Genomic DNA, 19,382 nt, shown 5'->3' on the forward strand with positions numbered 1-19,382 from the left:
CTGCCCCCCTCTTCGACGACGCGTCAGGCGTCGTAGGGAGGCTTATCGAGACCGAGTGGGGATTTGGTAAAGATTTCGCAGCCGTCTTCGGTAATGCCGATGGAATGTTCGAACTGCGCGGACAGGGAGCGATCGCGGGTCACGGCGGTCCAGCCGTCGCGCAGCAGTTTGACGTCAGCGCGACCGATGTTGATCATCGGTTCGACGGTGAAGAACATGCCGGGCTTGAGTTCCGGACCGGTGCCTGGGCGGCCGGCGTGGACGACTTCAGGACTGTCGTGAAAGAGGCGGCCCAGTCCATGGCCGCAGAAATCGCGAACGACTCCGTAGCGATGCGATTCCGCATGGCTCTGGATCGCATGGCTGATGTCGCCCAGCCGCTTGCCGGGCCGCGCCTGTTCGAGGCCCAGCATGAGGCATTCGTGGGTGACCTCGACGAGACGCTTGGCTTTCACATTGGGCTCGCCGACGAAATACATACGGCTCGTGTCGCCGTGCCAGCCATCGAGGATCGGCGTCACGTCGATGTTGACGATGTCGCCATCCTTCAGTGCCTTGTCGCCCGGAATGCCGTGACAAACGACATGGTTGATCGAGGTGCAGCAGCTCTTCGTATAGCCGCGATAACCGAGAGTGGCCGGCACTGCGCCAGCCTCCAGGGTCATGTCGAAGACGATACGGTCGAGCTGGTCGGTCGTCACGCCCGGAGCGACATGCTTCGCGAGCGTATCGAGGATGGTCGCGGCGAGGCGCCCCGCGGCGCGCATGCCCGCAAAACCTTCCTCGCCGTGAAGCTTGATGACGCCCGACTTGGGCTCGACGCGGTCCTCGGGACCCACTTGGACATATTCGGTCATGAACCGCGATATAGACGATCACGGCGCGGAATGCGAGACGGCCAATGTCCGGGCCTTGTGGGGCGCGGACGGGGGGCGCATGAAGGGCGCCATGACCAAGATCTATACCGCCGCGCTGGTCGTCATCGGGGACGAGATCCTGTCGGGGCGGACGCAGGACAAGAATATCGCGCAGATCGCGCAGTGGCTCAATGTGCAAGGCATCCGGCTGGCTGAGGTCCGCGTGGTGGCCGATATCGAAGAGGCGATCGTGGAGGCGGTCAACACGCTTCGCGTTCGACACGACTATCTGTTCACGACGGGTGGGATCGGTCCGACGCACGACGATGTCACGGTCGACGCCGTAGCCGCGGCGTTGGAAGTCCCCGTCGTGATCCACCCCGAGGCCGAGGCGATGCTGAAGGCCTACTATGCCAAGATCGGGAAGGAGCCGACGCCGGCCCGGATGAACATGGCGCGGGTGCCCGAGGGCGCGGACCTCATCCCAAATCCCGTTTCGGGGGCGCCCGGCATTCGCATCGGCAACCTGTTCGTAATGGCGGGAATTCCTCACATTACCGCCGGTATGCTGGAGGGACTGACGGGGGAACTGGAGGGGGGCAGGCCGCTCGTCAGCGTGACCGTCGGGGCCTATTCGCCCGAGAGCGAGGTGGCCGATCTGCTCCGCGACTTGCTGACCCGGCATCGCGATATCGCGCTCGGCAGCTATCCCTTTTTCAAGGACGGCAAGTACGGGTCGAATTTCGTTATGCGTTCCGACGAGGAAGTGAAGGCGAACGAGTGCGCGCGCGACCTGACCGAGGCGTTGCGGGCGGCGGGTTACGAACCGGTGCCCGGCGGGCTCTGACCGCTCGCCCAGTCCGCATAGGGCGTGTTCCTTGCCATCTTGCGATTGAAGTCGGGGGCGCCGTCGGTCCACCACGGCTTCCCGCGTTCACCGAGCGCGTGCTTCGCGGCGTCGATCTGTTGGCGGGCTTTTTCTCGTGCATCGTCATCGCCCGCGCGCATTGCCCGACCCTTTGCGGAACGCGCCGTCATCAGGTCCTTGACCAGTTGCTCGCGCCGCTCGTCCGACAGGGAAGGGTCGCTCGTTCGCCATAGTCGGCCACGCGCGAGGAAATAGCGGCCATCGGGGGTGACGGGATAGTGCACGGTTGCGCAACGTCCACGTGCTGCCTATCGCTCCTCGGGAATGGCTGATTTCCTTCCCCTCCTTCTGGCTGCCGGCGACAACAGCACGGTGATCGCGATCGCGATGATCGGGCTGGCCGGGATCGGAGCGCAATGGGTGGCGTGGCGGACGGGTCTCCCGGCGATCGCGCTCATGCTGGTCGCGGGGGTGCTGCTCGGCCCGGTCTTTGGACTGGTGCGTCCCGAAGAGCAGTTCGGCGATCTTGTCGAACCGGCAGTCAACCTGGCGGTGGCGATCATCCTGTTCGAAGGCGGGTTGAGCCTTCGCTTCAACGAACTCAACAAGACGGGCGGCGCAGTGCCGAGGCTGACGCTGATCGGGGTACCGGTCGGCTGGGGTCTCGGAAGCCTTGCGCTGTATTATATTGCGGGTCTCGTCTGGCCGGTGGCGATCCTGTTCGCGGGTATCCTCGTGGTGACCGGGCCGACGGTGATCATTCCGCTGCTACGGCAGACCAATCTGGCTCAGCGGCCGCGGGCGATCCTCAAATGGGAGGGGATCGTCAACGACCCGATCGGCGCGTTGCTGGCGGTCGTGACCTACGAGTTTCTCCTCCAGCAGCAGCAGGGGCAGGGGTTTCTCGACAATATCATCGGGCTGGCCGTCGCGACGGCGGCGGCGGGCGCTGTCGGCTATGGCGCGGCCAAGGCGGTCGCCTATACCTTCCCGCGTGGACTGGTTCCCGAATTCCTCAAGGCACCGGTGCTGTTCGTCATCGTCTTGGCGACCTTCGTACTGTCCAACTGGGTTCAGCAGGAAACGGGTCTGCTCGCCGTGACCGTCATGGGCATCGTGCTGGCCAACTCGCATCTGTCGAGCGCGCGAACCTATCTGCCGTTCAAAGAGAATATCACGATCATCCTCGTTTCCGGGGTCTTCGTGCTGCTATCGGCCAGTCTGTCAGGAGAGGATATCGCGCAGTTCGAGGGCCGCTTCGTCCTGTTCCTTCTCGCGCTCTTGTTCCTCGTCCGGCCGCTGACGGTGCTCATCAGCCTCTTGTTCTCGCAGGTTCCTTGGAAGGAGCGGCTCTATATCGCGTGGATTGCGCCGCGGGGTATCGTTGCGGTGGCGATCGCGGGGCTGTTCGCCCTCCGGCTCGATGAAATCGGCTATGGCGATGGGACCTTGCTGGTGACGTTGAGCTTCGCGGTGGTGGCGGCCACGATCGTGGCGCACGGGTTCACCGCCAAACCGCTGGCCCGGTTGCTCAACCTCAACGGGCCCGAGAGCAACGGCGTTCTGATCGTCGGAACCACGCCGTTTTCGCTACAACTAGCCAAGACTTTGCGCGATCTCGATGTGCCCGTCATGATCGCCGACACCAGCTGGCAGCGGCTGGGCTCAGCCCGCGCGGAGAAATTGCCGACTTTCCACGGCGAAATCCTTGCCGAGGCAACCGAGGAAGAGCTGGACTTCAATCAGTTTCAGGTGCTCGTCGCGACGACCGCGAACGAGGCCTACAACGCGCTCGTCTGCTCCGAGTTCGCACCTGAGATCGGATCGGATGCGGTCTATCAGCTGGGCGATGCGGCGGGCGACGATCCTCATGCCCTGCCGATGAGCCTGCGTGGCCGCGCCCTGTTCCATACCGGCCACGGGGTCGAGGACGTGGCCGATCATGTCTCGCGCGGCTGGGTGATGATGCCGATCGAACTGACCCTGCGGCTCGACAACGAAATGATGCGCGGGGCGCTTCCCGAGGAGGCCGAGCCGCTGTTCGTTCTTCGCGAGGACGGGCGCCTGCGCTTCTTCACGCATGCGACGCGGCCCGAGGGGCGGCCGGGAGACACGATCGTGATCTATGTTCCGCCGGGAACCCGGAACCCGCGCGAGATCATCCTGCCCGATGCCGACGAGGACGGCGCCGAAGCGGGAATGCGCGATCCGGGCGATGAAATCGAGGAGAGCTGACCGATGCGAGCCGAGCTGAAACCCCTTTCCATCGCGATAGTGCTGCTGGCCCTGGCGGCCTGTGACGGCGGACCGGGCGACGCTGTCAGCCCCGAGGAAGATCCCGCGGCAGCGCCCGATGGCCCGCCCCAGTCGATCATCCGTGAGGACGTTCGCACGGAGGTGGGGATCGAAGACGATCTCGACGTGCCGATGGAACTGACCGTAGGCTTCGGTGACGGCGAGACACTGGGGGCCGAAGCCGTGCAGGCGATCGAGGCCTTCATGGGTCGCGAACGTGTGGAAGGCGACGAGCCCATCACGCTGTTCGGCCATTCGGATTCAATCGGCTCCGACGAGGCGAACGAGCGTGCCAGCCGCGAGCGCGCAGAGGTCGTGGCCGACTATCTCGAGGAGCTGGGCGTCGATCCCGATCGCATGACCATCGTCGCGCTCGGCGAGCATAATCCCGTGGCGCCGAACCTCATGCTCGACGGCGGCGACGACGAAGCGGGGCAGGCGCGCAACCGGCGCGTCGAGATTGTCATCGGCAACCCTGCGCAGATCGCCGAACGCCGTGCCGCCGAAACGCGGCAGCGCCGCGCGAGCGCCGAGGGAGCGGAACTCGATGACGACAGCGCCGAGGATGTGCCCGGGGCATCGAGCGCGACGAGTGAGCCGCGCACCACGGGCTGATCGCGATCAGGCGGCGGGCGGCACCATCTGGCTGTGCTGCACCACACGCCATTCCTCATCGTCCAGACGTCGATAGGTCGACGTGCACCACGCCTCGTAATCGGCATCGTCGCCATCGCGGCGCGCCTTCGCATGATAGGCGATGACGATCATCCCGTGTTCGGGCCGCGCGATAGTGAGATCCGTGAGCTCCGCCTCTGCCCAGCGCGGCGTGCTCTCGACCGCGTCGATGGCCTGTGTTCCGTTCATGATGAACGGTTCGGACGGTACGACGATCACGACATTCTCGCTGTCCATCTTCGCTTCGTAGTTGGCGGCGTCGCCTACCCACAGGCTATGTTCGAAATCTCTGATTTCCTGGTCTTGCATGATGTTTCTCCCTTTGGCGGGATCAACGGTCCGGCGCGGCAAGACGTTCACATCGTTTCGCGCCGGGAAGGAGGTTCATGCAGACCGCGGCGATCGGCATTCAGAATGAGGGCGGCCAAAGCGTCCGAAGAAACCGTCTGAAAAAGTTGGAGCGGGTGAAGGGAATCGAACCCTCGTCTTAAGCTTGGGAAGCTCCTGCTCTACCATTGAGCTACACCCGCCCGGATAGCGCTTGTCCGCCGAATTGTCCGCTGTCCGCTCGTCGCGAGCATGCTGGGTTACAGTTTCGGTTTACACGGCGTGCGATCCGCTGGCCGATTGCCACGCCCTTCGCGCTGTCGTCAATGTAGACTTTGCGGATCCGCGTAACTTCTTCGGGCGACGACGCTCCATCCTGGCAAGCGATTAATCCGGCACTTTTATTGTATCAGGCGCTGTCAGTTTCGAAACGGCGGTTCAAGTATCAGCAGATTTGTCTCGCACATCCGGCTGCGGCTAGGCCGATTCCGGTCAGGCGCTTGTGGTGTAGCGCTGGCCGAAAGGAGCCATTTGGTTTCCCACCCGATCGCCGACCCGAGTAAGTCCCACATAGCTTTAAAAACGGAGCGTCCTAGTTCGCCACCAGTTTGCGAACAGCACTCCGCAGGATGGTCTCGCCATCGACGCGCGCGAGCCTCCCATCGCTCGAGAAAGCGCCGTCCAATACCAGTCCAATCTGCAGCGCGACCGTATTCGGATCATCCAACCCAAGGCGCTTGCAGACCCCGGTCAGACGCTCATGCATCATCTTTTTGTGTTTTCGTGCGACGATCCGGGCTGGGTGGCCCGCGTCAGCGAACTCGGCGGCCACGTTGATCTGCGGGCAACCACGGTAGCCATCGCGAGCTACGCGCTGTGCGATCCATTCGCACAACGCGTCGAGATTTGATCGCGGCCCCGCGACTTCGTCGACAACCGCGTCCCACTGCGTCCAGAACTCTGCATCTTCTCGTTCGAGAAAGGCTGCAATCAGATCGTCCTTCGTCGGAAAATGGCGATAGATGGTCGTCTTGGCGATACCCGAGCGCTCGACGATCATGTCCATGCCAACCGCCCGCACACCGTGTGCGTAGAAGAGCTGCGAAGCCACTGCCAAAGCTCTGTCGCGCGGCTTTGTGAAGGATGTGTGGGCAGCGACGCCGCTCATGAGAGATACGGGATCATCGATTGATGTTGACGACGCTACCGATCGGTGTCAACTAGCACTGCGATACCGATCGGTAGCGGAGTAAAAGAATTGGCGAGAGTGGCGGTGCTAGGCGCAAATGGGCATACCGCTCATTTCGTGATCGACGAGCTCGACCGGCGGGGGTTCGATGTTCTTGCCGCAACGCGCGACGGCAACCTCAATAGCGCGCGCCATCGTGCCCTTCGATGCCAGCCGGTGGACTTCTCGGATGCGCGTTCGCTCGATGCGATTTGCTCGGATGCGGACGCGGTGATCAACTGCGCTGGCCCGTTCTTCGACACCGCTCTTCCCGCTGCCCAAGCGGCTGTACGGGCCGGCATTCCGTACCTTGACGTGACAGCCGAGCAGCACACAACGAAAGCTGTGCTCGACACACTCGACGGCCCGGCTACGCGCGCTGGCGTCGTCGTCGTGCCGGCAATGGGCTTCTTCGGTGGCCTTGCCGACCTCATGGCCAGCACGATCGCGCAACAAGTACGCTCCGTCCGTTCAGTCGAAATCGGCGTCGCACTCGATCATTGGCATCCGACAAAAGGCACGCGGCTGACCGGTGCGCGCAACATCTTTCCGCGCGTCCATGTCGCGGACGGCAGCCTGACGGAAGTCGCACCTTCTGGGTTGCACCAAAAATGGGACTTTGGCGGCGACTTCGGCGTCCAGCACGTCACGCCGGTGCAGCTTTCCGAGATTGTGCTGATCCACCGGCATATCCGTGCACAATCGATCGTGAGCTACATGAACGAGGCGCCGCTGGACGATCTCAAGAACCCCGATGCGCCGGCACCACATAAGGACGGCGACGGGGGCCGCTCGGCGCAGAACTTCGCTTTGTGTGTTTCAGTTACTGACGGTTCCGGGGTACGAAGGCATGTAAAAGCCGAAGGTCGGGATATCTATGCTGTGACGGCACCGTTGGTGGTGAGCGCTTGCGAGCGAATCCTGCGCGGTCAAATCAGGATCAACTCGGGTGCGCGAGCACCAGGCGAACTCTTCCAAGCGCGTGAATTCCTATTCGACCTGGAGCCGAATATTCACGTCGAGTATCGCTGATGCCAAACCCTGACCGAAGAGGATTGCGACGCACAACATTGTCCGCTTTGAATAATCGAACGGGCGTAGTCAGACTAACGCCTTCACTCTTTAACCTTGTCATCGGATAGTGTCGTAGGTGCGGGCGACCACGTTGGCTCCCCCGAACACCATCTGGTTGCGCGCTGGCGGTTGGAACAGCCCATAAAGGAACCTGCCACCTTCATCGCTGGCGGAATCAAGAGCAGATGTCGCTTCCGAAGGCAAAGACAGGCCCAGCGCCCCGACGTTATCGTTCACCCGATCCACGCGGCTTACTCCCATCAATGTGGACGCGACGCAGGGACGCCCGGCGACCCAAGCGAGCGCCACACGTGCTGGGGTTTCGCCCATGTCCGCGGCGACTTTCTTCACGGCGTCTACGATGCGCCAGTTGCGATCGGTGAACAGTTGGTCGCCAAAGGGATTGTCGCCGTCGAGACGCTTGTCGTTCTCCGGTCTGCCGCCGGCTTCGCCGCCGCTGTTCGGAACGCCTCCCGAGCGCGACGGCTCCGCCTCGACCGTCGCCCGATCATACTTGCCGGTGAGTAGCCCGTAGGCAAGCGGGCTCCATGGAACGAGACCCATTCCGAGTTCCCGCGCCATAGGCACGTGCTCGTCCTCCACCCCGCGCTCCACGAGCGAATAGAAGTATTGCAGCCCGATCGGAGCAGGCAGGCCATGCACGCGTGCCAGGGTGCCGAGCTGCGCCACGAACCAGGCCGGGCTGTTCGACAGGCCCCAATAGCGGATCTTGCCTTGGGCGATGAGGCCGCTCATCGTCTGCAGCAGTTCGAGAGCCGGGGTGATGCCATCCCAGATGTGGATCCAGTAGAGATCGATATAGTCGGTCTGCATCCGCTTGAGCGAGCGATTGACCGCGGCTTCGAGATGGCGCCTGCCCTGACCGCCTTCGTGCGACCCGTTGCCAGTGTTGAAACCAGATTTGGTTGCAAGAACCATCCGCTCTCGCAGAGCGGCTTCGGCCACGAACTTGCCGACCATCTCTTCCGACTTGCCACCGGAGTAGACATCGGCCGTATCGACGAAATTGCCGCCCAGTTCGACGTAGCGATCGAAGACCGCCCTGCTTGCCGCCTCGTCCATGCCCCAGCGCGGTGTGCCAAAAGTCATCGTACCGAGGGCGAGGGGGCTGACGAGCAGCCCGGACGATCCGAGCGGGCGAAGGGTGGCGAGGTTCATATTCTGTCTCCGAATGTTTCGGGATAGATTTGGAGAGAAGCACATCGATTGATAAGGGCATGAAAGAAGAATGGGTTGCTGAGGGATTTTCACGAGTGGACCGTGACGTATGGTCGGGGCTGGCGGTGTTCGCGGAGATCGTCGATGCGGGAAGCTTCGCTGCGGCTGCCAAACGGCTAGGCGTATCTCCTTCTGCCTTGAGCCATGCGATGCGAAGTCTCGAGACGCGTCTCGACATCCGCCTGCTCAACCGCACCACCCGTTCGCTCGCTCCGACTGAAGCCGGGCAGGTCCTGCTCACCAGGTTGCAACCTGCAATGACGTCGGTTCAGGACGTCCTCGGAGAATTGGAGAAAGTCCGCAGCCGACCCACCGCTTCTGGGCCGATAGCTGTCACTCGACGAGCGACCCGTGCTTCCCTTTTTTGCTGCACGCAGCGCCCGGGCCGGACAAAATTGTCCATCCCTTTCGCCTTTTGTGCCCTACCTCAGCCCACAAGCGCTTGTGCTCCTGAGAGTAACAGCGCGGAGAGCTGAATTCAGTTCATCGGGTCGGAATGGTTTTGAGAGCAGCGCGAATTCGGAGTTTCTGATTCCCTCCGCGTATCCGGAGATGAGCAAGAGAACCAAATCTGCATTTTTGGATTTGGCGCGCTCCAGAAACTCTTCCCCGGTCATTCCCGGCATGAGGTAATCGGAGATGACGACGTCGAAATCGTGCGCGTCGAGCATCCGCAATCCCTTTTCGCCGGAATCGGCCTCGGCAACATCATGTTCTTCTGCACGCAGGAGCTCGGCAGTAGACCGACGGACCAGGTCATTGTCGTCGACGAGAAGAATGCGTCGTGGGAGAATACGTTCGGCGACGACCCCCGCAGCGACGGGCTCGTCGATCGCATCGTCGGGCGCCGACGGAAAATGCAACGTTACGGTGGTCCCCACACCGACTTCGCTCGCGATATCCAGTCGACCTCCCGACTGCGCGGCGAGTCCGTGCACCATCGAGAGACCCAGCCCGGTGCCCTTTCCCGTCTCCTTCGTCGAATAGAAGGGCTCGATCGCGCGCGCCACCGTCTCATCGTCCATACCCGACCCATCATCCTTGACCGACAGGGCAACGAGCCCCGGGTCCGCGGGATCGACCATGACGGCGATCGTAAGCGTACCGCCGTCCGTCATCGCATCGCGCGCGTTCACGGCCAGATTGAGCAAGGCGAGCTCGAGCTGGTTCGGATCGACCATCGCGAAAGGAACGTCGGGCTCCAGTTTCAGGTCGATTTCAACACGCGGTCCAAGTGAGCGTTGAATTAGATCGACCATTCCCTCGACGAGTTTGCCGACGTCGACCGGGCGCGCCTCGAGCTTCTGGCGGCGTGCGAAGGACAACAGACGCGAGATCAGGGTGCGGGACCGCTCGGATGCCTCCTGCGCCCCGGCAATCAGGCGTTGTGTTCTCTCGTCATTCTCCCGCCGCGACAACAGGTCAAGCGTACCGATGACGGGCGTGAGAAGATTGTTAAAGTCGTGCGCGATGCCGCCCGTCAACTGGCCGATGGTCTCGATCTTCTGCGCCTCGTGCAATTGCGCCGCCGTCTCCAGCTGTTTGCGGGTTCGCTCTTCGACCCGGCGTTCCAGATCGTCCGCAATGTTGCGAAGGGCCTTTTCGGCCTCCTGCTGGACGGTGATGTCGGTATTGGTCCCGAACCAGCCTACGACCGTGCCATCGGAACTTCTGACCGGAACGACCCGGGTGAGAAACGGCGAATAGGTTCCGGACGCGCTCTTGATGGGAAAGACCATCTCGAAGGGCTCGCCCGTCGCGATCGAATGACTCCATCGCTCAACAACCGTGGGAAGGATCTCGGGGTCGTGGACCGATTGCCAACCCCACCCCTGCATCGAAGCTTCGGTGGTACCGGTATATTCGTACCAACGCGAGTTGTACCAGTAGATCGACCCGTCGGCATGGGCGACCCAGCATAGCGTCGGAATGCTGTCGGCAAGCGTCCGAAACTGCCGCTCGCTCTCGCGTAGCCGCTCGTCGGCCTCCTTCTGAGCGGTGATGTCGCGCACAACTCCCGTTGCCCGGGATACATGTTGTGAATTGTCGAACAGGGGACGCCCCTGTGCCTGGACCCAGCGGACTTCGCCATTCGGGCGATGGAAGCGGAACGCGATCTCGTAATTCTGTTCCTCCACCAATGAAGCGGCAATCGCGGCATCCACGTTCGGCCGATCTTCACGATCGATTCCATCGAGAAAGTCGTCCCAGGTGAACGATTCATCCTCGGTGCGACCGTAGATTGCCTTGCACGCGGGTGTGGTATCGAGCCGCATGTCCGCGAGGTGCAGCGTCCATTGACCGAGTGCGCCGGCATTCAACGCATCGCGCAACTCCATTTCGCGATCGGCGATCTCGGTGATGCGGGCGCGGGCGTCGTACTGGCGCTGGCGGCTGCGGAGTGCGGCGCGCGCAAGGCTGACGAATGTCGTGGGGTGGAACGGACGTTCAAGGAAGGTGACGTTGCGAAGGACCTGGAGATAGCGTTGGGCCCTGGGGTTCCGCTCCAGGCCGCCACCCTGGTTTGTTAGAAGGATGAACGGAAGGTCGGACCATTGCTCCTGTTGCTCGAGCGTTTCGACCACCGGTTTGAGATCGACGTTGAGGAAGGCTTCCTCGGCAATGACGGCCAAACCCACACCGCTCTGAAGGCTTTCCACGAAGCTAGCCATGTCGGCGCTGGTATCGGACTCGATGTCCCCCTCGCGCAGCATGGACGCCGCCAATCGAGCATCGCGACCATTGGGCGCAAAGATCAACGCCCGTTCGGATTGGGTCGTGTGCATCCGGCGTTAACGATCGAGAAGCGGCGCGTCATCACCGACGAAGGTCGGGACGCCGCGAAGAACCCCCTGGAAGCCGGTCAACGGCGGTCCGAGATTGATACCGGACTCCGAGATACTGAATTCGCGGATCGTATCCTCGTGCGCCCCGGTGCGCTTTTTCACGACCGACAAAGCGCGCCGCACTCGACCCGCCGCTTCGAAATAGCGAAGCAGAATGACGGTGTCCGCCAGATAGGTCACATCGACCGGCGTGCGCATGTCGCCCACCAGTCCATGTTGCGCGACCGTGAGAAAGGTCGAAGCTCCGCGTCGGTTCAGGAACTGCAGAAGCTCGTGCATGTGCAGGATGAGCGCCTGCTCCTCGGGCATCGCGGCCTGATAACCGTTGAGGCTGTCGATCACCACTGTCGTGGCATCGTTGTTCTCGACCTGCTCTCTCACGCGTTGCGAGAATTGTCCCGGAGTCAGTTCCGCTGCGTCCACCTGCTCCAACGACAACTTTCCGTTGTCGACCATGGCCTGAAGGTCGATGCCCAGTCCTTTGGCCCGCTGCTTGAGCAAGCCCAACTCCTCGTCGAACACGAACATCGCGGCCCGCTCGCCACGATCGACGACGCTCTGGACGAAGCTTAGCGTGAGAAGTGATTTTCCGGTCCCGGCAGGTCCGAGGATCAGCGCGCTCGATCCCCTGTCGAGACCACCACCCAGGATGTTGTCGAGTTGCTCGTTGCCCGTCTTGACCGTGCTTCTCTCGAACTGCCGACGATGTTCGGACGACACGAGGCGCGGGAAGATCTTCACGCCGCCAGTATCGATAATCATGTCGTGGAAACCGCCACGGAACCGCCTTCCGCGATACTTGATCACCCGCATCCGGCGGCGTTCGGGGCCGTAGGTGGGAGCCGACTCTTCGAGCCGCATCACGGCATGAGCGACCGAATGGACGGTCTTGTCGAGAACATCGGTCGTCAGATCGTCCAGAAGCAATACGGTCGTGCGGTGCTTCGCGAAATAATGTTTCAGCGAAAGGATCTGCCGCCGATAACGCAGCGAACTTTGTGCCAGCAGCCGAATTTCCGACAGGCTGTCGAGCACGACGAGGTCGGGTTTGACCCGCTCGAACGCCTCGAATATCCGCTTCGTCGTTTCACCCAGTTCCAGGTCGGAGGAATAGAGAAGACTTTGCTGTTCGTTCTCGTCCAGCAGCGTTTCGGGCGGGACGAGTTCGTAGATTTCGACGGAATCATCGATTTCCCAGCCGTGCGACCGCGCGCCGCTGCGAAGCTCTTCCTCGGTTTCGGAAAGCGTAATGTAGAGGCCCCGCTCGCCATTTTTCGCCCCTTCGAGCAGGAACTGCGTCGCGATCGTGGTCTTGCCGGCGCCCGGGCTTCCCTCAAGAAGATAGATCCGCCCCCGTTGGAGACCTCCGGCGGTGACGTCATCCAGTCCCTCAACACCCGTAAGAGCATTCTCGATCATGACGGGTCGCCTTCTCGCAGCAGAACCAATTGGACGCGCAGTGGGACCGGCCTGATGTGCCGAGACGACAACGAGTTTCTTGGCTTTTTATTCCGGAGCGTATCGAGTGCATTCGCGACCGAATTTTCGATACGCCAATCGAGCGTTACGGAATTTTCTTAGCTGGATTGGTGCGGCCTCGCAATGGGTATGGGAAAGTCCGGCTGTCTGAGGGACGACGTGCCGAGAAATAGCAATGTCGTGGGCTATTTTATCCTAAAAGGGTCGGCGGCTTTTGGGCCGGTAGCGGACTGGCGGCTTTTTGTCGAAGGAGGTGTCAGACGGCAAAAGCATGGGCCGCGGGACACTACAAGCTTCGCGGGGCGTTCGTTTTGCATGACCATGTTCCATACGCGCTCAGGGCGCGGCAAACCCCTCCTGCTCGTCCACGGTTTGGGCGGAAACCATCGCTCGTGGGAAACGATCGCGCCAGCGCTTGCCCAGACCAGGGAGGTGATTTCCCTGAACCTACCTGGCCACGGACAAACCGTCGCAGAGGCCGACAGCGGCACGTTTGACGGGCTGGCGCGCAGCTTGGATGACTGGCTTGACGCCGAGAACCTTGTCGGAATCGATATGGTCGGCAGTTCGATGGGAGCTCGCCTCGTGCTGGAAATGGCGCGGCGCGAGCGCGCCGGCGCTGTCGTCGCCCTTGATCCAGGCGGCTTCTGGCGTGGCTGGGAACGGACCTTCTTCAGAACCACTATCATGGCCTCGATCAAACTAGTGAGAGCCATTCGACCGGCACTTCCAACCATCACCGGCAATGTTGCCAGCCGGACCGCCCTTATGCTCCAGCTTTCCGCAAGGCCATGGGCGCTCGATCCTGCTCTGGTGTTGGCGGAATTACGCGCGTTTGCCGATACATCCACGTTCGACTCATTGGTGAAGGATCTTGCTACCGGCCCAGCGCAGAAAGGCCCATCGGGCACATCCGCCCCGGTCATCATTGGCTGGGGCCGCAAGGATCGGCTCTGTCTGCCAAGACAGGCAAGCCGTGCGATGGCAGCCTTTCCGGAAGCAAGGTTGCACTGGTTTGATCGAAGCGGGCACTTCCCGATGTGGGATCAGCCAGAGGAAACGATCCGACTAATCTTGGACTCTACCGGCACGGAAACACCCGCCTGAAAGGACAACGCGTTGGTCCATAGCCGGATTACAAAGACGTGTTTCTAAACGAATTTCTTGGGCCGAAAGCGGGCCGTCCGGTTCTGAATTTTGCGTCGGCGAAAGCTGGCGTTCGCTTCTAGCGGCACTATAAACGTCTACGCCCGATTCTCCGATTGAAGAGGAAGGTGTAGTCGGCCATCGGCTGGACTTTCCGGTCAATCGCGGTCGGGTGCACCGAGAGGGAAGTAGGAGCGGTACGGCCGCGCATCCTCGATACAGCGCACGGCGGCCGGCAGGACAAGCAGTTCGGCGCGCAGAGCGCGGACCTTCGCGCAATCCTCGGGGATGCGCTCGACCCAGTCGGCATAAAACAGGCTGGGCATCGCCGCGCAGCTGACGAGGCTGATGTGCGGCGGCAGACTGTTCTCACCCAGCCAGACTTCCAGCCATCGGTAGGAATGCAGCAATCCGGTCCGGGCGGCTTCGAGCGCGGCAGGGTCCGGGTTTTCGGCATCGGCGATATGCGCGTTCACCGACAGTTGCGCCACGTCCATGACGTACCGGTCGAAGAACCGGTCCAACATCCGCGCGATCGCGGCTTCGCCCGGCTCGGCAGGAAGGAGTGGCGCGGGACCTGGATGGCGGACTGCGAGCCATTCCACGATGGCGGTCGATTCGAAGATCGTCGTATCGCCGTCGACTAGCAGTGGGAACTTGCCCGCCGGATGGTGGGCGCGCACGAAATCCCAGTTGCCCTGGACCGAGGGATCGACGTTGCGGAAGTCGAAATCGGTGCCGTTGGCGTAGAGCGGCATCAGCGCCTTCCAGGTGTAGCTGGAAAACGGGTGGCCGTAGAGGACGAGGCCGCTCACCAGCTACCATCCTCGATGCGCCTGCGCCGCGCAACCTCGCGGTCACTGGTCGCAGCGATCGGCGCTTCCTCGGGGTAGGGCGGCAGGTCTCCGCCCGGTTTCCAGTGCGCGACGACGACGCCTTGATCGGTCACGCGGTGGCCGGTCATCTCCAGCTTCGTGATCGGGCTACCGTCGCCGAACAGGCGTTTACCGTGGCCCAAAATCACCGGGTAGGTCATCGTGATGAGTTCGTCGATCAGGCCCGCCTCAAGGAGGGCCGGGTAGATCGTGCTCGATCCCTGGATGATGATGTCGGCGCCCGGCTCGGCCTTGATCCGCGCGACATCCTCGACCCCCGTCATCCGATGGCTGTTCTGCCATTCGAGCGGCTGGTCGCCGCGGGTGAGCACGTATTTATTCGCCGCGTCGAAAGCGTCGCGCATCGGGCGGTTCTCCGGCTCCTCGGCATAGGGCCAGTAAGCGGCGAAGATGTCGTAGGTACGCCGGCCCAGAAGCAGGTCGTACTTGCCCGAAAACAGTTCGCCGAGCGTTTCGCCGACCTGTTCGTCCCACAGCCTGAAGACCCAGCCGCCTTCGTCGAAACCGCCGGTCGGGTCCTCGGTCGGGCCGCCGGGGGCCTGCATCACGCCGTCGAGCGACAAGAAGGCGGCCCCGGTGATTTTTCGCGCGGGATTCGGCGTGTCCATTTTAGTTCTCTACGCGCGGGCCGACGAGGCCGAAGGCGACGCCGTGCGGATCGGTACAGACGGCGCTGAACTCGCCGCCGGGGATATGGTGCGGCCCTTCGAGCAGCGTGCCGCCGCCGTCCTTTACGGCGGCAACGGCGCGATCGATGGCGTCGACACCAATGGAATAGACCCAATTCGATTGGGGCATGGCGGGCGGCTTTTCCATCACCGCGCCGATCATCCCCTCGCCGCGATGGAGGAACTTGTAATCGCTCATGCCCGGTATCGGCATCGCGCCCTCCTGTCGCCAGCCGAACAGGTCGGTGTAGAAGGCGATCGCTCCGTCCTGATCGGTCGTGGACAGCTCGTTCCAGCGCACGTGCTGCGCCTTCTCGTAGTCGAACACGTCGCTGCGCGCGTCGGGATCGCCCTCGGGCGGAGTGGGGGTCATCACGTAGAGCGGCGCGCCCTGTCCGTCGGTGACGAGCGCCATGCGGCCGACGCCCTCCATCGTCTGGTCGAAATGGACCGTGCCGCCCGCCGCCTCGAATGCCTGCTTCGCCGCATCGACGTCGGCGACGTGGACGTAGCCGTACCACGCGGGCCGGGCGCCGCCGTCCAGCATGTCCTGCGAGAGGGCGAGGACGCCGCCCGCCATGCCGCCGTCGGAGCGCCGGATCATGCGGTAGTCCATCTCGCCTTGGCTCGCATCGCGCGCGGCGATGTCCCAGCCGATCACCGCGTCATAGAAAATCTTGGCGGCATCGGGGTCAGGCGTCATCAGCTCGTACCAGATGAAGGCGCCGGTATCGGGATCAGTCATTGTCGTTCTCCTTTCGAACCCTATCGGACTTTTCGAAATGGGCGAGCTGGTCGGCGTGCGCCTTCCGGAAGGCCGGCCGTGCGGTCAGGCGCACGACGTAGGCCTCGCTCGCCGGGCGATCGCCGTGCTTGCGGACCAGATCGACGCGCAGGACATCGGCCATGACGAGATCGGCCAGGGTGAAACCGTCGCCCACCAGCCATTCGCGCGCGGCCAGCACCGTTTCCATCTGTGCGAGCCGGTTCTCGAGCCAGTCGGTGATCGCGGGCACATCTTCCTTCGACCATTGCAGCACGACCCAGGGCATCGTGACCATCTCGAGGGTGTTGAGCGCCGCGAAGACCCACTGAATCACCTCGGCCCGGGCCTTCTCGCCCGGCGGCATCAGCACCTCGCTCTTGCCGCCGAGATGGATCAGGCCCGCCCCGCTCTCGAAAAGGCGGATGGAGCCGTCGTCCAGCATCGGCACCTGACCGAAGGGCTGGCGGTCGAGGTGGTTGGTCTCGCGCCCATCGAAGGGCACGCTTGCGATGCGGTAGGGAATGCCCGCCTCCTCGCACGCCCAGCGCAGGCGGATGTCGCGCACGAATCCGCGCGGCATGTCGGGCACCCAGTCGTAGGTCCAGATGGTGACGGGGTCGGCGGGCATCATCATTCGCCGCCCAGCAGGTTGAGCGTGTTGTCGTCGGGATTGGCGAGGGTGGCGATGCGCAGGGTGTCGAAGCCGGGCACCTTTTCGGGATCGCCGACGGCGAGTCCTTCGCTGCGCGGGCGGGCTATTGCACCGTCCAGGTCCTCGATCCTCAGCGAAACGATATCGACTGCGCCCTGCTCCGGGTTGTCGAGCACCTGGAACAGCACGCTGCCGGCCAAGTCCCATTCGCAGCAGCCCGGCACCGGCCGACGGTCGGGCCCACGCCCCAGCACCGTGCTCCACCAGTCGCAGCCGGCGGCGTGGTCCGTCGCACCCAACGAGACGAAGACGTTGGCGACGTTCATGTTAGGCCCGCTTGTCGACGATGGTTTGGAAGCCGCCGTAGATCATGCGCTTGCCGTCGAACGGCATCTCGCCGAATTCTTCCATGCGCGGATCTTCCATCATCTTGGTTTCCGCCGCCTTGGCGGTGGCCTCGTCGGGCCAGGTGACCCAGCTAAAGACGATCTTCTCGCCATCCTCGGCCTTGGTCGCGCGGCGAAAATCGGTGGTGTGTCCGTCCTTGACATCGGCTTCCCAGCATTCGACCTGACTCAGCGCCCCCAATTCTCTGGCGATGTTCCAAAACTTCTCCGCCGTTTCGATATAGGCGTCCTTGTTGCCTTCCGGCACGGCGAGGACGAATCCGTTCACGTAGTTCATTTGTTCTCTCCTGGTTTTTCAGGTTTCGGTGGGGTCCTTATCGAAGCCCATGTCTTCGGGTCCGTGCCGCTCGTATTCCGTCAGCTGTTCGGCAAGCGCGTCGCGGAAGGCGGGCCGAGCGAAGCACCGCTCGCGCCAGGCGGCGAGATTGGGGAAGCCATCGACGTAGCCGGTGTTCCCGGAAACCTTGGATACCGATGAGGCGATCAGATCCGCGATGCTGAAATCGTCGCCGACCAGCCATTCGCGATCCCCCAGCGCGACGGACACCTTCTCGAGCCGGTCGCGCGCGAACTTTTCGGCATGGGGCCGGTATCCGCGCGCAATATCCTTGTCCTCGATCATCTTGTCCGCGAAGAAAAGCTCCAGCAGGAAGGGCTCGACGGAGTTGAGCGCCGCGTAGGTCCAGCATTTCGCCAAGGCTTGCTGGTCCCGGTCGGTTGGAAGCATTCGCCCCGTCCGCTCGGCGATATCGAGGACGATTCCGCCGCTCTCGAAAAGCGTGACGCGTCTTTCTTCGCGCAGCAGGGGCGCCTGACCGAAGGGATGCTCCGCGCGATAAGCGGGGATCGCCAAATGCGCGCCGTCGATCAGTTTTACCGCGTATTCCCAGCCGACCTCGCGCAGCGCCCAGCGGACGCGGTGGTCGCGAACCTGGCCTTGCGCGAAGGCCGGCACCCGTTTGAAGCCGATGACTTGCAGGGCGCCGTGCTCGGCCATCAAACCTGCTCCGTCGCGAAGGCTCCAACGCCCTGTTTTTCCGTGCGCTCGGCGACGGGTAGGATCGCGAAGATCATCTTTGTCATGGCGGGCTCCTTTCTGCGTGCCGCGACTCGGAACTTGCTTTACGTGAGCGATTGGGTTACTAAAAGCAACTATGAAGTTACAAAAGGTAACCGAAGCGGGTCGGGCTGTGCATGGTAAGTGGTACAATGATGCCTGCGGAACCGCGTTCGGATTGGAGCTCCTTGGGGAGCGGTGGTCGCTCCTGATCGTGCGGGAACTAATGTTCGGGCCGCTGCGCTTTTCCACGCTGCGCGCCAATCTGCCCGGGATTTCGGCCAAGGTGCTGACCGAGAGGCTGGAAAAGCTTGAAAGCACGGGCGTGCTGGTGAAGCGGACGCTGCCGCCACCCTCCGCCGTGCAGGTCTACGAACTGACGGCGTGGGGTTATCGCGCCGAACCGCTGATACAGGAGCTAGGGCGCTGGGCCGCGATGTCGCACGGGCACGACCCCACGCTGCCGCTGTCACCCGTCAGCTTCATGCTGTCGTTGCGGACCATGTTCGATGCCGCCACGGCAGGCGACTGGCACACGCGCATCGGCTTCCGTCTGGCCGATGCCGTCTTCACTGGCACTGTCGCGGGTGGGGCGTTCACCGTGAAGCGCGAGGAGCCGCACGATGTTGACGCGGTGTTCAGCGCCCCCGAGGCCCCACCGCTCGCCGCCATGGTCTATCTAGGAATGCCGGCAGCGGACGTCGGCGTGGAGGTGACAGGCGACCGCGAGGTTGCCCGCCACTTCCCGACGTTGTTCAATCTGCCGGAACGGATCGGCTAGATTTAACGAGAAATTCGAAGAACTGATTCATTTCTTTGTTCATCTAATGCCCGGTCTGAGGCACCGCGCTCAGGTTTAGGAATGGCGGTTGCGGACGCCAAGTTGACATCAAACTGGCCTC

The 19,382-nt window shown here is 62.6% G+C and carries 21 protein-coding genes and 1 tRNA gene; 7 read left to right on the forward strand and 15 right to left on the reverse strand.

Translation table 11 applies throughout. The features are described from left to right. Window positions 1-23 precede the first annotated feature (23 nt). Window positions 24-857 (reverse strand): type I methionyl aminopeptidase, encoded by an 834-nt coding sequence (gene map, locus WJT74_RS02400; protein ID WP_343346416.1) that lies wholly within the window; start codon window positions 855-857, stop codon window positions 24-26. Between the two features lie 79 nt (window positions 858-936). On the opposite strand from map, the gene WJT74_RS02405 reads away from it, so the two are divergent. Next, window positions 937-1,704, forward strand: coding sequence for a competence/damage-inducible protein A (locus tag WJT74_RS02405; RefSeq protein ID WP_432215247.1), 768 nt, complete (start codon window positions 937-939; stop codon window positions 1,702-1,704). Here WJT74_RS02405 and WJT74_RS02410 read toward each other — a convergent pair. Then, the gene (locus WJT74_RS02410) at window positions 1,677-2,009 is read right to left on the reverse strand and encodes a hypothetical protein (protein WP_343346419.1); all 333 of its coding nucleotides are present in this window, start codon (window positions 2,007-2,009) and stop codon (window positions 1,677-1,679) included. The genes WJT74_RS02405 and WJT74_RS02410 overlap by 28 nt on opposite strands. A gap of 40 nt (window positions 2,010-2,049) precedes the next feature. On the opposite strand from WJT74_RS02410, the gene WJT74_RS02415 reads away from it, so the two are divergent. Both WJT74_RS02415 and WJT74_RS02420 read left to right on the forward strand, forming a co-directional pair. Further along, a complete protein-coding gene (locus WJT74_RS02415) occupies window positions 2,050-3,960 on the forward strand; it encodes a cation:proton antiporter (protein ID WP_343346422.1) in 1,911 nt (636 codons plus the stop codon). Window positions 3,961-3,963: 3 nt separating this feature from the next. Next, on the forward strand, window positions 3,964-4,635 hold the full coding sequence (locus WJT74_RS02420) for an OmpA family protein (protein ID WP_343346425.1): 672 nt from the start codon (window positions 3,964-3,966) through the stop codon (window positions 4,633-4,635). 6 nt (window positions 4,636-4,641) lie between these two features. Here the strand turns inward: WJT74_RS02420 and WJT74_RS02425 are convergent, their stop codons facing one another. The 3 genes from WJT74_RS02425 to WJT74_RS02435 form a co-directional block, all read right to left on the reverse strand. Next, window positions 4,642-5,004 (reverse strand): DUF4440 domain-containing protein, encoded by a 363-nt coding sequence (locus tag WJT74_RS02425; RefSeq protein ID WP_343346427.1) that lies wholly within the window; start codon window positions 5,002-5,004, stop codon window positions 4,642-4,644. A 147-nt stretch (window positions 5,005-5,151) separates the two neighbouring features. Next, window positions 5,152-5,225, reverse strand: a tRNA-Gly gene (locus tag WJT74_RS02430). Window positions 5,226-5,614: 389 nt separating this feature from the next. Further along, on the reverse strand, window positions 5,615-6,190 hold the full coding sequence (locus WJT74_RS02435) for a TetR/AcrR family transcriptional regulator (protein ID WP_343346430.1): 576 nt from the start codon (window positions 6,188-6,190) through the stop codon (window positions 5,615-5,617). A 105-nt stretch (window positions 6,191-6,295) separates the two neighbouring features. Here WJT74_RS02435 and WJT74_RS02440 point away from each other — a divergent pair, with 105 nt between their 5' ends. After that, window positions 6,296-7,282, forward strand: a complete 987-nt coding sequence (locus WJT74_RS02440; protein WP_343348256.1) for a saccharopine dehydrogenase NADP-binding domain-containing protein — start codon at window positions 6,296-6,298, stop codon at window positions 7,280-7,282. 99 nt (window positions 7,283-7,381) lie between these two features. Here WJT74_RS02440 and WJT74_RS02445 read toward each other — a convergent pair whose 3' ends face one another. Beyond that, window positions 7,382-8,548 (reverse strand): aldo/keto reductase, encoded by a 1,167-nt coding sequence (locus tag WJT74_RS02445; RefSeq protein ID WP_343348258.1) that lies wholly within the window; start codon window positions 8,546-8,548, stop codon window positions 7,382-7,384. 14 nt (window positions 8,549-8,562) lie between these two features. On the opposite strand from WJT74_RS02445, the gene WJT74_RS02450 reads away from it, so the two are divergent. Beyond that, window positions 8,563-9,039 carry a LysR family transcriptional regulator gene (locus tag WJT74_RS02450; protein WP_343346433.1) on the forward strand — a complete coding sequence of 159 codons (477 nt, stop codon included), beginning with the start codon at window positions 8,563-8,565 and terminating at the stop codon, window positions 9,037-9,039. Here the strand turns inward: WJT74_RS02450 and WJT74_RS02455 are convergent. After that, on the reverse strand, window positions 8,986-11,349 hold the full coding sequence (locus tag WJT74_RS02455; protein ID WP_343346435.1) for a hybrid sensor histidine kinase/response regulator: 2,364 nt from the start codon (window positions 11,347-11,349) through the stop codon (window positions 8,986-8,988). The two genes, WJT74_RS02450 and WJT74_RS02455, sit on opposite strands and share 54 nt — an antisense overlap. Window positions 11,350-11,355: 6 nt before the next feature. Further along, complete coding sequence (locus tag WJT74_RS02460) at window positions 11,356-12,828, reverse strand: ATPase domain-containing protein (RefSeq protein WP_343346437.1); 1,473 nt, start codon at window positions 12,826-12,828, stop codon at window positions 11,356-11,358. Between the two features lie 375 nt (window positions 12,829-13,203). On the opposite strand from WJT74_RS02460, the gene WJT74_RS02465 reads away from it, so the two are divergent. Beyond that, on the forward strand, window positions 13,204-13,995 hold the full coding sequence (locus WJT74_RS02465) for an alpha/beta fold hydrolase (protein WP_343346439.1): 792 nt from the start codon (window positions 13,204-13,206) through the stop codon (window positions 13,993-13,995). Window positions 13,996-14,192: 197 nt separating this feature from the next. Here WJT74_RS02465 and WJT74_RS02470 read toward each other — a convergent pair whose 3' ends face one another. Genes WJT74_RS02470 through WJT74_RS02500 form a run of 7 tightly spaced genes read right to left on the reverse strand, consistent with a single transcriptional unit; the run spans window position 14,193 to window position 18,420 of the window. Then, on the reverse strand, window positions 14,193-14,849 hold the full coding sequence (locus WJT74_RS02470; protein ID WP_343346442.1) for a glutathione S-transferase family protein: 657 nt from the start codon (window positions 14,847-14,849) through the stop codon (window positions 14,193-14,195). Next, the gene (locus tag WJT74_RS02475; protein WP_343346445.1) at window positions 14,846-15,538 is read right to left on the reverse strand and encodes a dihydrofolate reductase family protein; all 693 of its coding nucleotides are present in this window, start codon (window positions 15,536-15,538) and stop codon (window positions 14,846-14,848) included. Before WJT74_RS02475 ends, WJT74_RS02470 begins: the two co-directional genes overlap by 4 nt. A gap of 1 nt (window position 15,539) precedes the next feature. After that, a complete protein-coding gene (locus tag WJT74_RS02480) occupies window positions 15,540-16,343 on the reverse strand; it encodes a VOC family protein (RefSeq protein ID WP_343346447.1) in 804 nt (267 codons plus the stop codon). Next, complete coding sequence (locus tag WJT74_RS02485) at window positions 16,336-16,998, reverse strand: glutathione S-transferase family protein (RefSeq protein ID WP_343346449.1); 663 nt, start codon at window positions 16,996-16,998, stop codon at window positions 16,336-16,338. The genes WJT74_RS02480 and WJT74_RS02485 overlap by 8 nt, the downstream gene beginning before the upstream one ends. After that, the gene (locus WJT74_RS02490; RefSeq protein WP_343346451.1) at window positions 16,995-17,342 is read right to left on the reverse strand and encodes a hypothetical protein; all 348 of its coding nucleotides are present in this window, start codon (window positions 17,340-17,342) and stop codon (window positions 16,995-16,997) included. The genes WJT74_RS02485 and WJT74_RS02490 overlap by 4 nt, the downstream gene beginning before the upstream one ends. Before the next feature lies 1 nt (window position 17,343). Next, window positions 17,344-17,700, reverse strand: coding sequence for a DUF1428 domain-containing protein (locus WJT74_RS02495; protein WP_343346453.1), 357 nt, complete (start codon window positions 17,698-17,700; stop codon window positions 17,344-17,346). An 18-nt stretch (window positions 17,701-17,718) separates the two neighbouring features. After that, window positions 17,719-18,420, reverse strand: coding sequence for a glutathione S-transferase family protein (locus WJT74_RS02500; RefSeq protein ID WP_343346455.1), 702 nt, complete (start codon window positions 18,418-18,420; stop codon window positions 17,719-17,721). Between the two features lie 286 nt (window positions 18,421-18,706). Between WJT74_RS02500 and WJT74_RS02505 the strand changes: the two genes are divergently transcribed. After that, window positions 18,707-19,261 carry a winged helix-turn-helix transcriptional regulator gene (locus WJT74_RS02505; protein ID WP_432215228.1) on the forward strand — a complete coding sequence of 185 codons (555 nt, stop codon included), beginning with the start codon at window positions 18,707-18,709 and terminating at the stop codon, window positions 19,259-19,261. The last annotated feature ends 121 nt before the right edge of the window (window positions 19,262-19,382 follow it).

Origin of the sequence: Sphingomicrobium sp. XHP0239, assembly GCF_039555325.1 — a bacterium.
Classification (GTDB): domain Bacteria; phylum Pseudomonadota; class Alphaproteobacteria; order Sphingomonadales; family Sphingomonadaceae; genus Sphingomicrobium; species Sphingomicrobium maritimum.

Coding starts and splice junctions, on each gene's coding strand:
- WJT74_RS02500 (WP_343346455.1), bottom strand. CDS start 18,420: ATGGCCGAGCACGGCGCCCTGCAAGTCATCGGCTTCAAACGGGTGCCG.
- WJT74_RS02405 (WP_432215247.1), top strand. CDS start 937: ATGAAGGGCGCCATGACCAAGATCTATACCGCCGCGCTGGTCGTCATC.
- WJT74_RS02465 (WP_343346439.1), top strand. CDS start 13,204: ATGACCATGTTCCATACGCGCTCAGGGCGCGGCAAACCCCTCCTGCTC.
- WJT74_RS02490 (WP_343346451.1), bottom strand. CDS start 17,342: ATGAACGTCGCCAACGTCTTCGTCTCGTTGGGTGCGACGGACCACGCC.
- WJT74_RS02415 (WP_343346422.1), top strand. CDS start 2,050: ATGGCTGATTTCCTTCCCCTCCTTCTGGCTGCCGGCGACAACAGCACG.
- WJT74_RS02460 (WP_343346437.1), bottom strand. CDS start 12,828: ATGATCGAGAATGCTCTTACGGGTGTTGAGGGACTGGATGACGTCACC.
- WJT74_RS02480 (WP_343346447.1), bottom strand. CDS start 16,343: ATGACTGATCCCGATACCGGCGCCTTCATCTGGTACGAGCTGATGACG.
- WJT74_RS02505 (WP_432215228.1), top strand. CDS start 18,707: ATGTTCGGGCCGCTGCGCTTTTCCACGCTGCGCGCCAATCTGCCCGGG.
- WJT74_RS02455 (WP_343346435.1), bottom strand. CDS start 11,349: ATGCACACGACCCAATCCGAACGGGCGTTGATCTTTGCGCCCAATGGT.
- WJT74_RS02450 (WP_343346433.1), top strand. CDS start 8,563: ATGAAAGAAGAATGGGTTGCTGAGGGATTTTCACGAGTGGACCGTGAC.
- WJT74_RS02445 (WP_343348258.1), bottom strand. CDS start 8,548: ATGTGCTTCTCTCCAAATCTATCCCGAAACATTCGGAGACAGAATATG.
- WJT74_RS02425 (WP_343346427.1), bottom strand. CDS start 5,004: ATGCAAGACCAGGAAATCAGAGATTTCGAACATAGCCTGTGGGTAGGC.
- WJT74_RS02475 (WP_343346445.1), bottom strand. CDS start 15,538: ATGGACACGCCGAATCCCGCGCGAAAAATCACCGGGGCCGCCTTCTTG.
- map (WP_343346416.1), bottom strand. CDS start 857: ATGACCGAATATGTCCAAGTGGGTCCCGAGGACCGCGTCGAGCCCAAG.
- WJT74_RS02435 (WP_343346430.1), bottom strand. CDS start 6,190: ATGAGCGGCGTCGCTGCCCACACATCCTTCACAAAGCCGCGCGACAGA.
- WJT74_RS02420 (WP_343346425.1), top strand. CDS start 3,964: ATGCGAGCCGAGCTGAAACCCCTTTCCATCGCGATAGTGCTGCTGGCC.
- WJT74_RS02485 (WP_343346449.1), bottom strand. CDS start 16,998: ATGATGATGCCCGCCGACCCCGTCACCATCTGGACCTACGACTGGGTG.
- WJT74_RS02495 (WP_343346453.1), bottom strand. CDS start 17,700: ATGAACTACGTGAACGGATTCGTCCTCGCCGTGCCGGAAGGCAACAAG.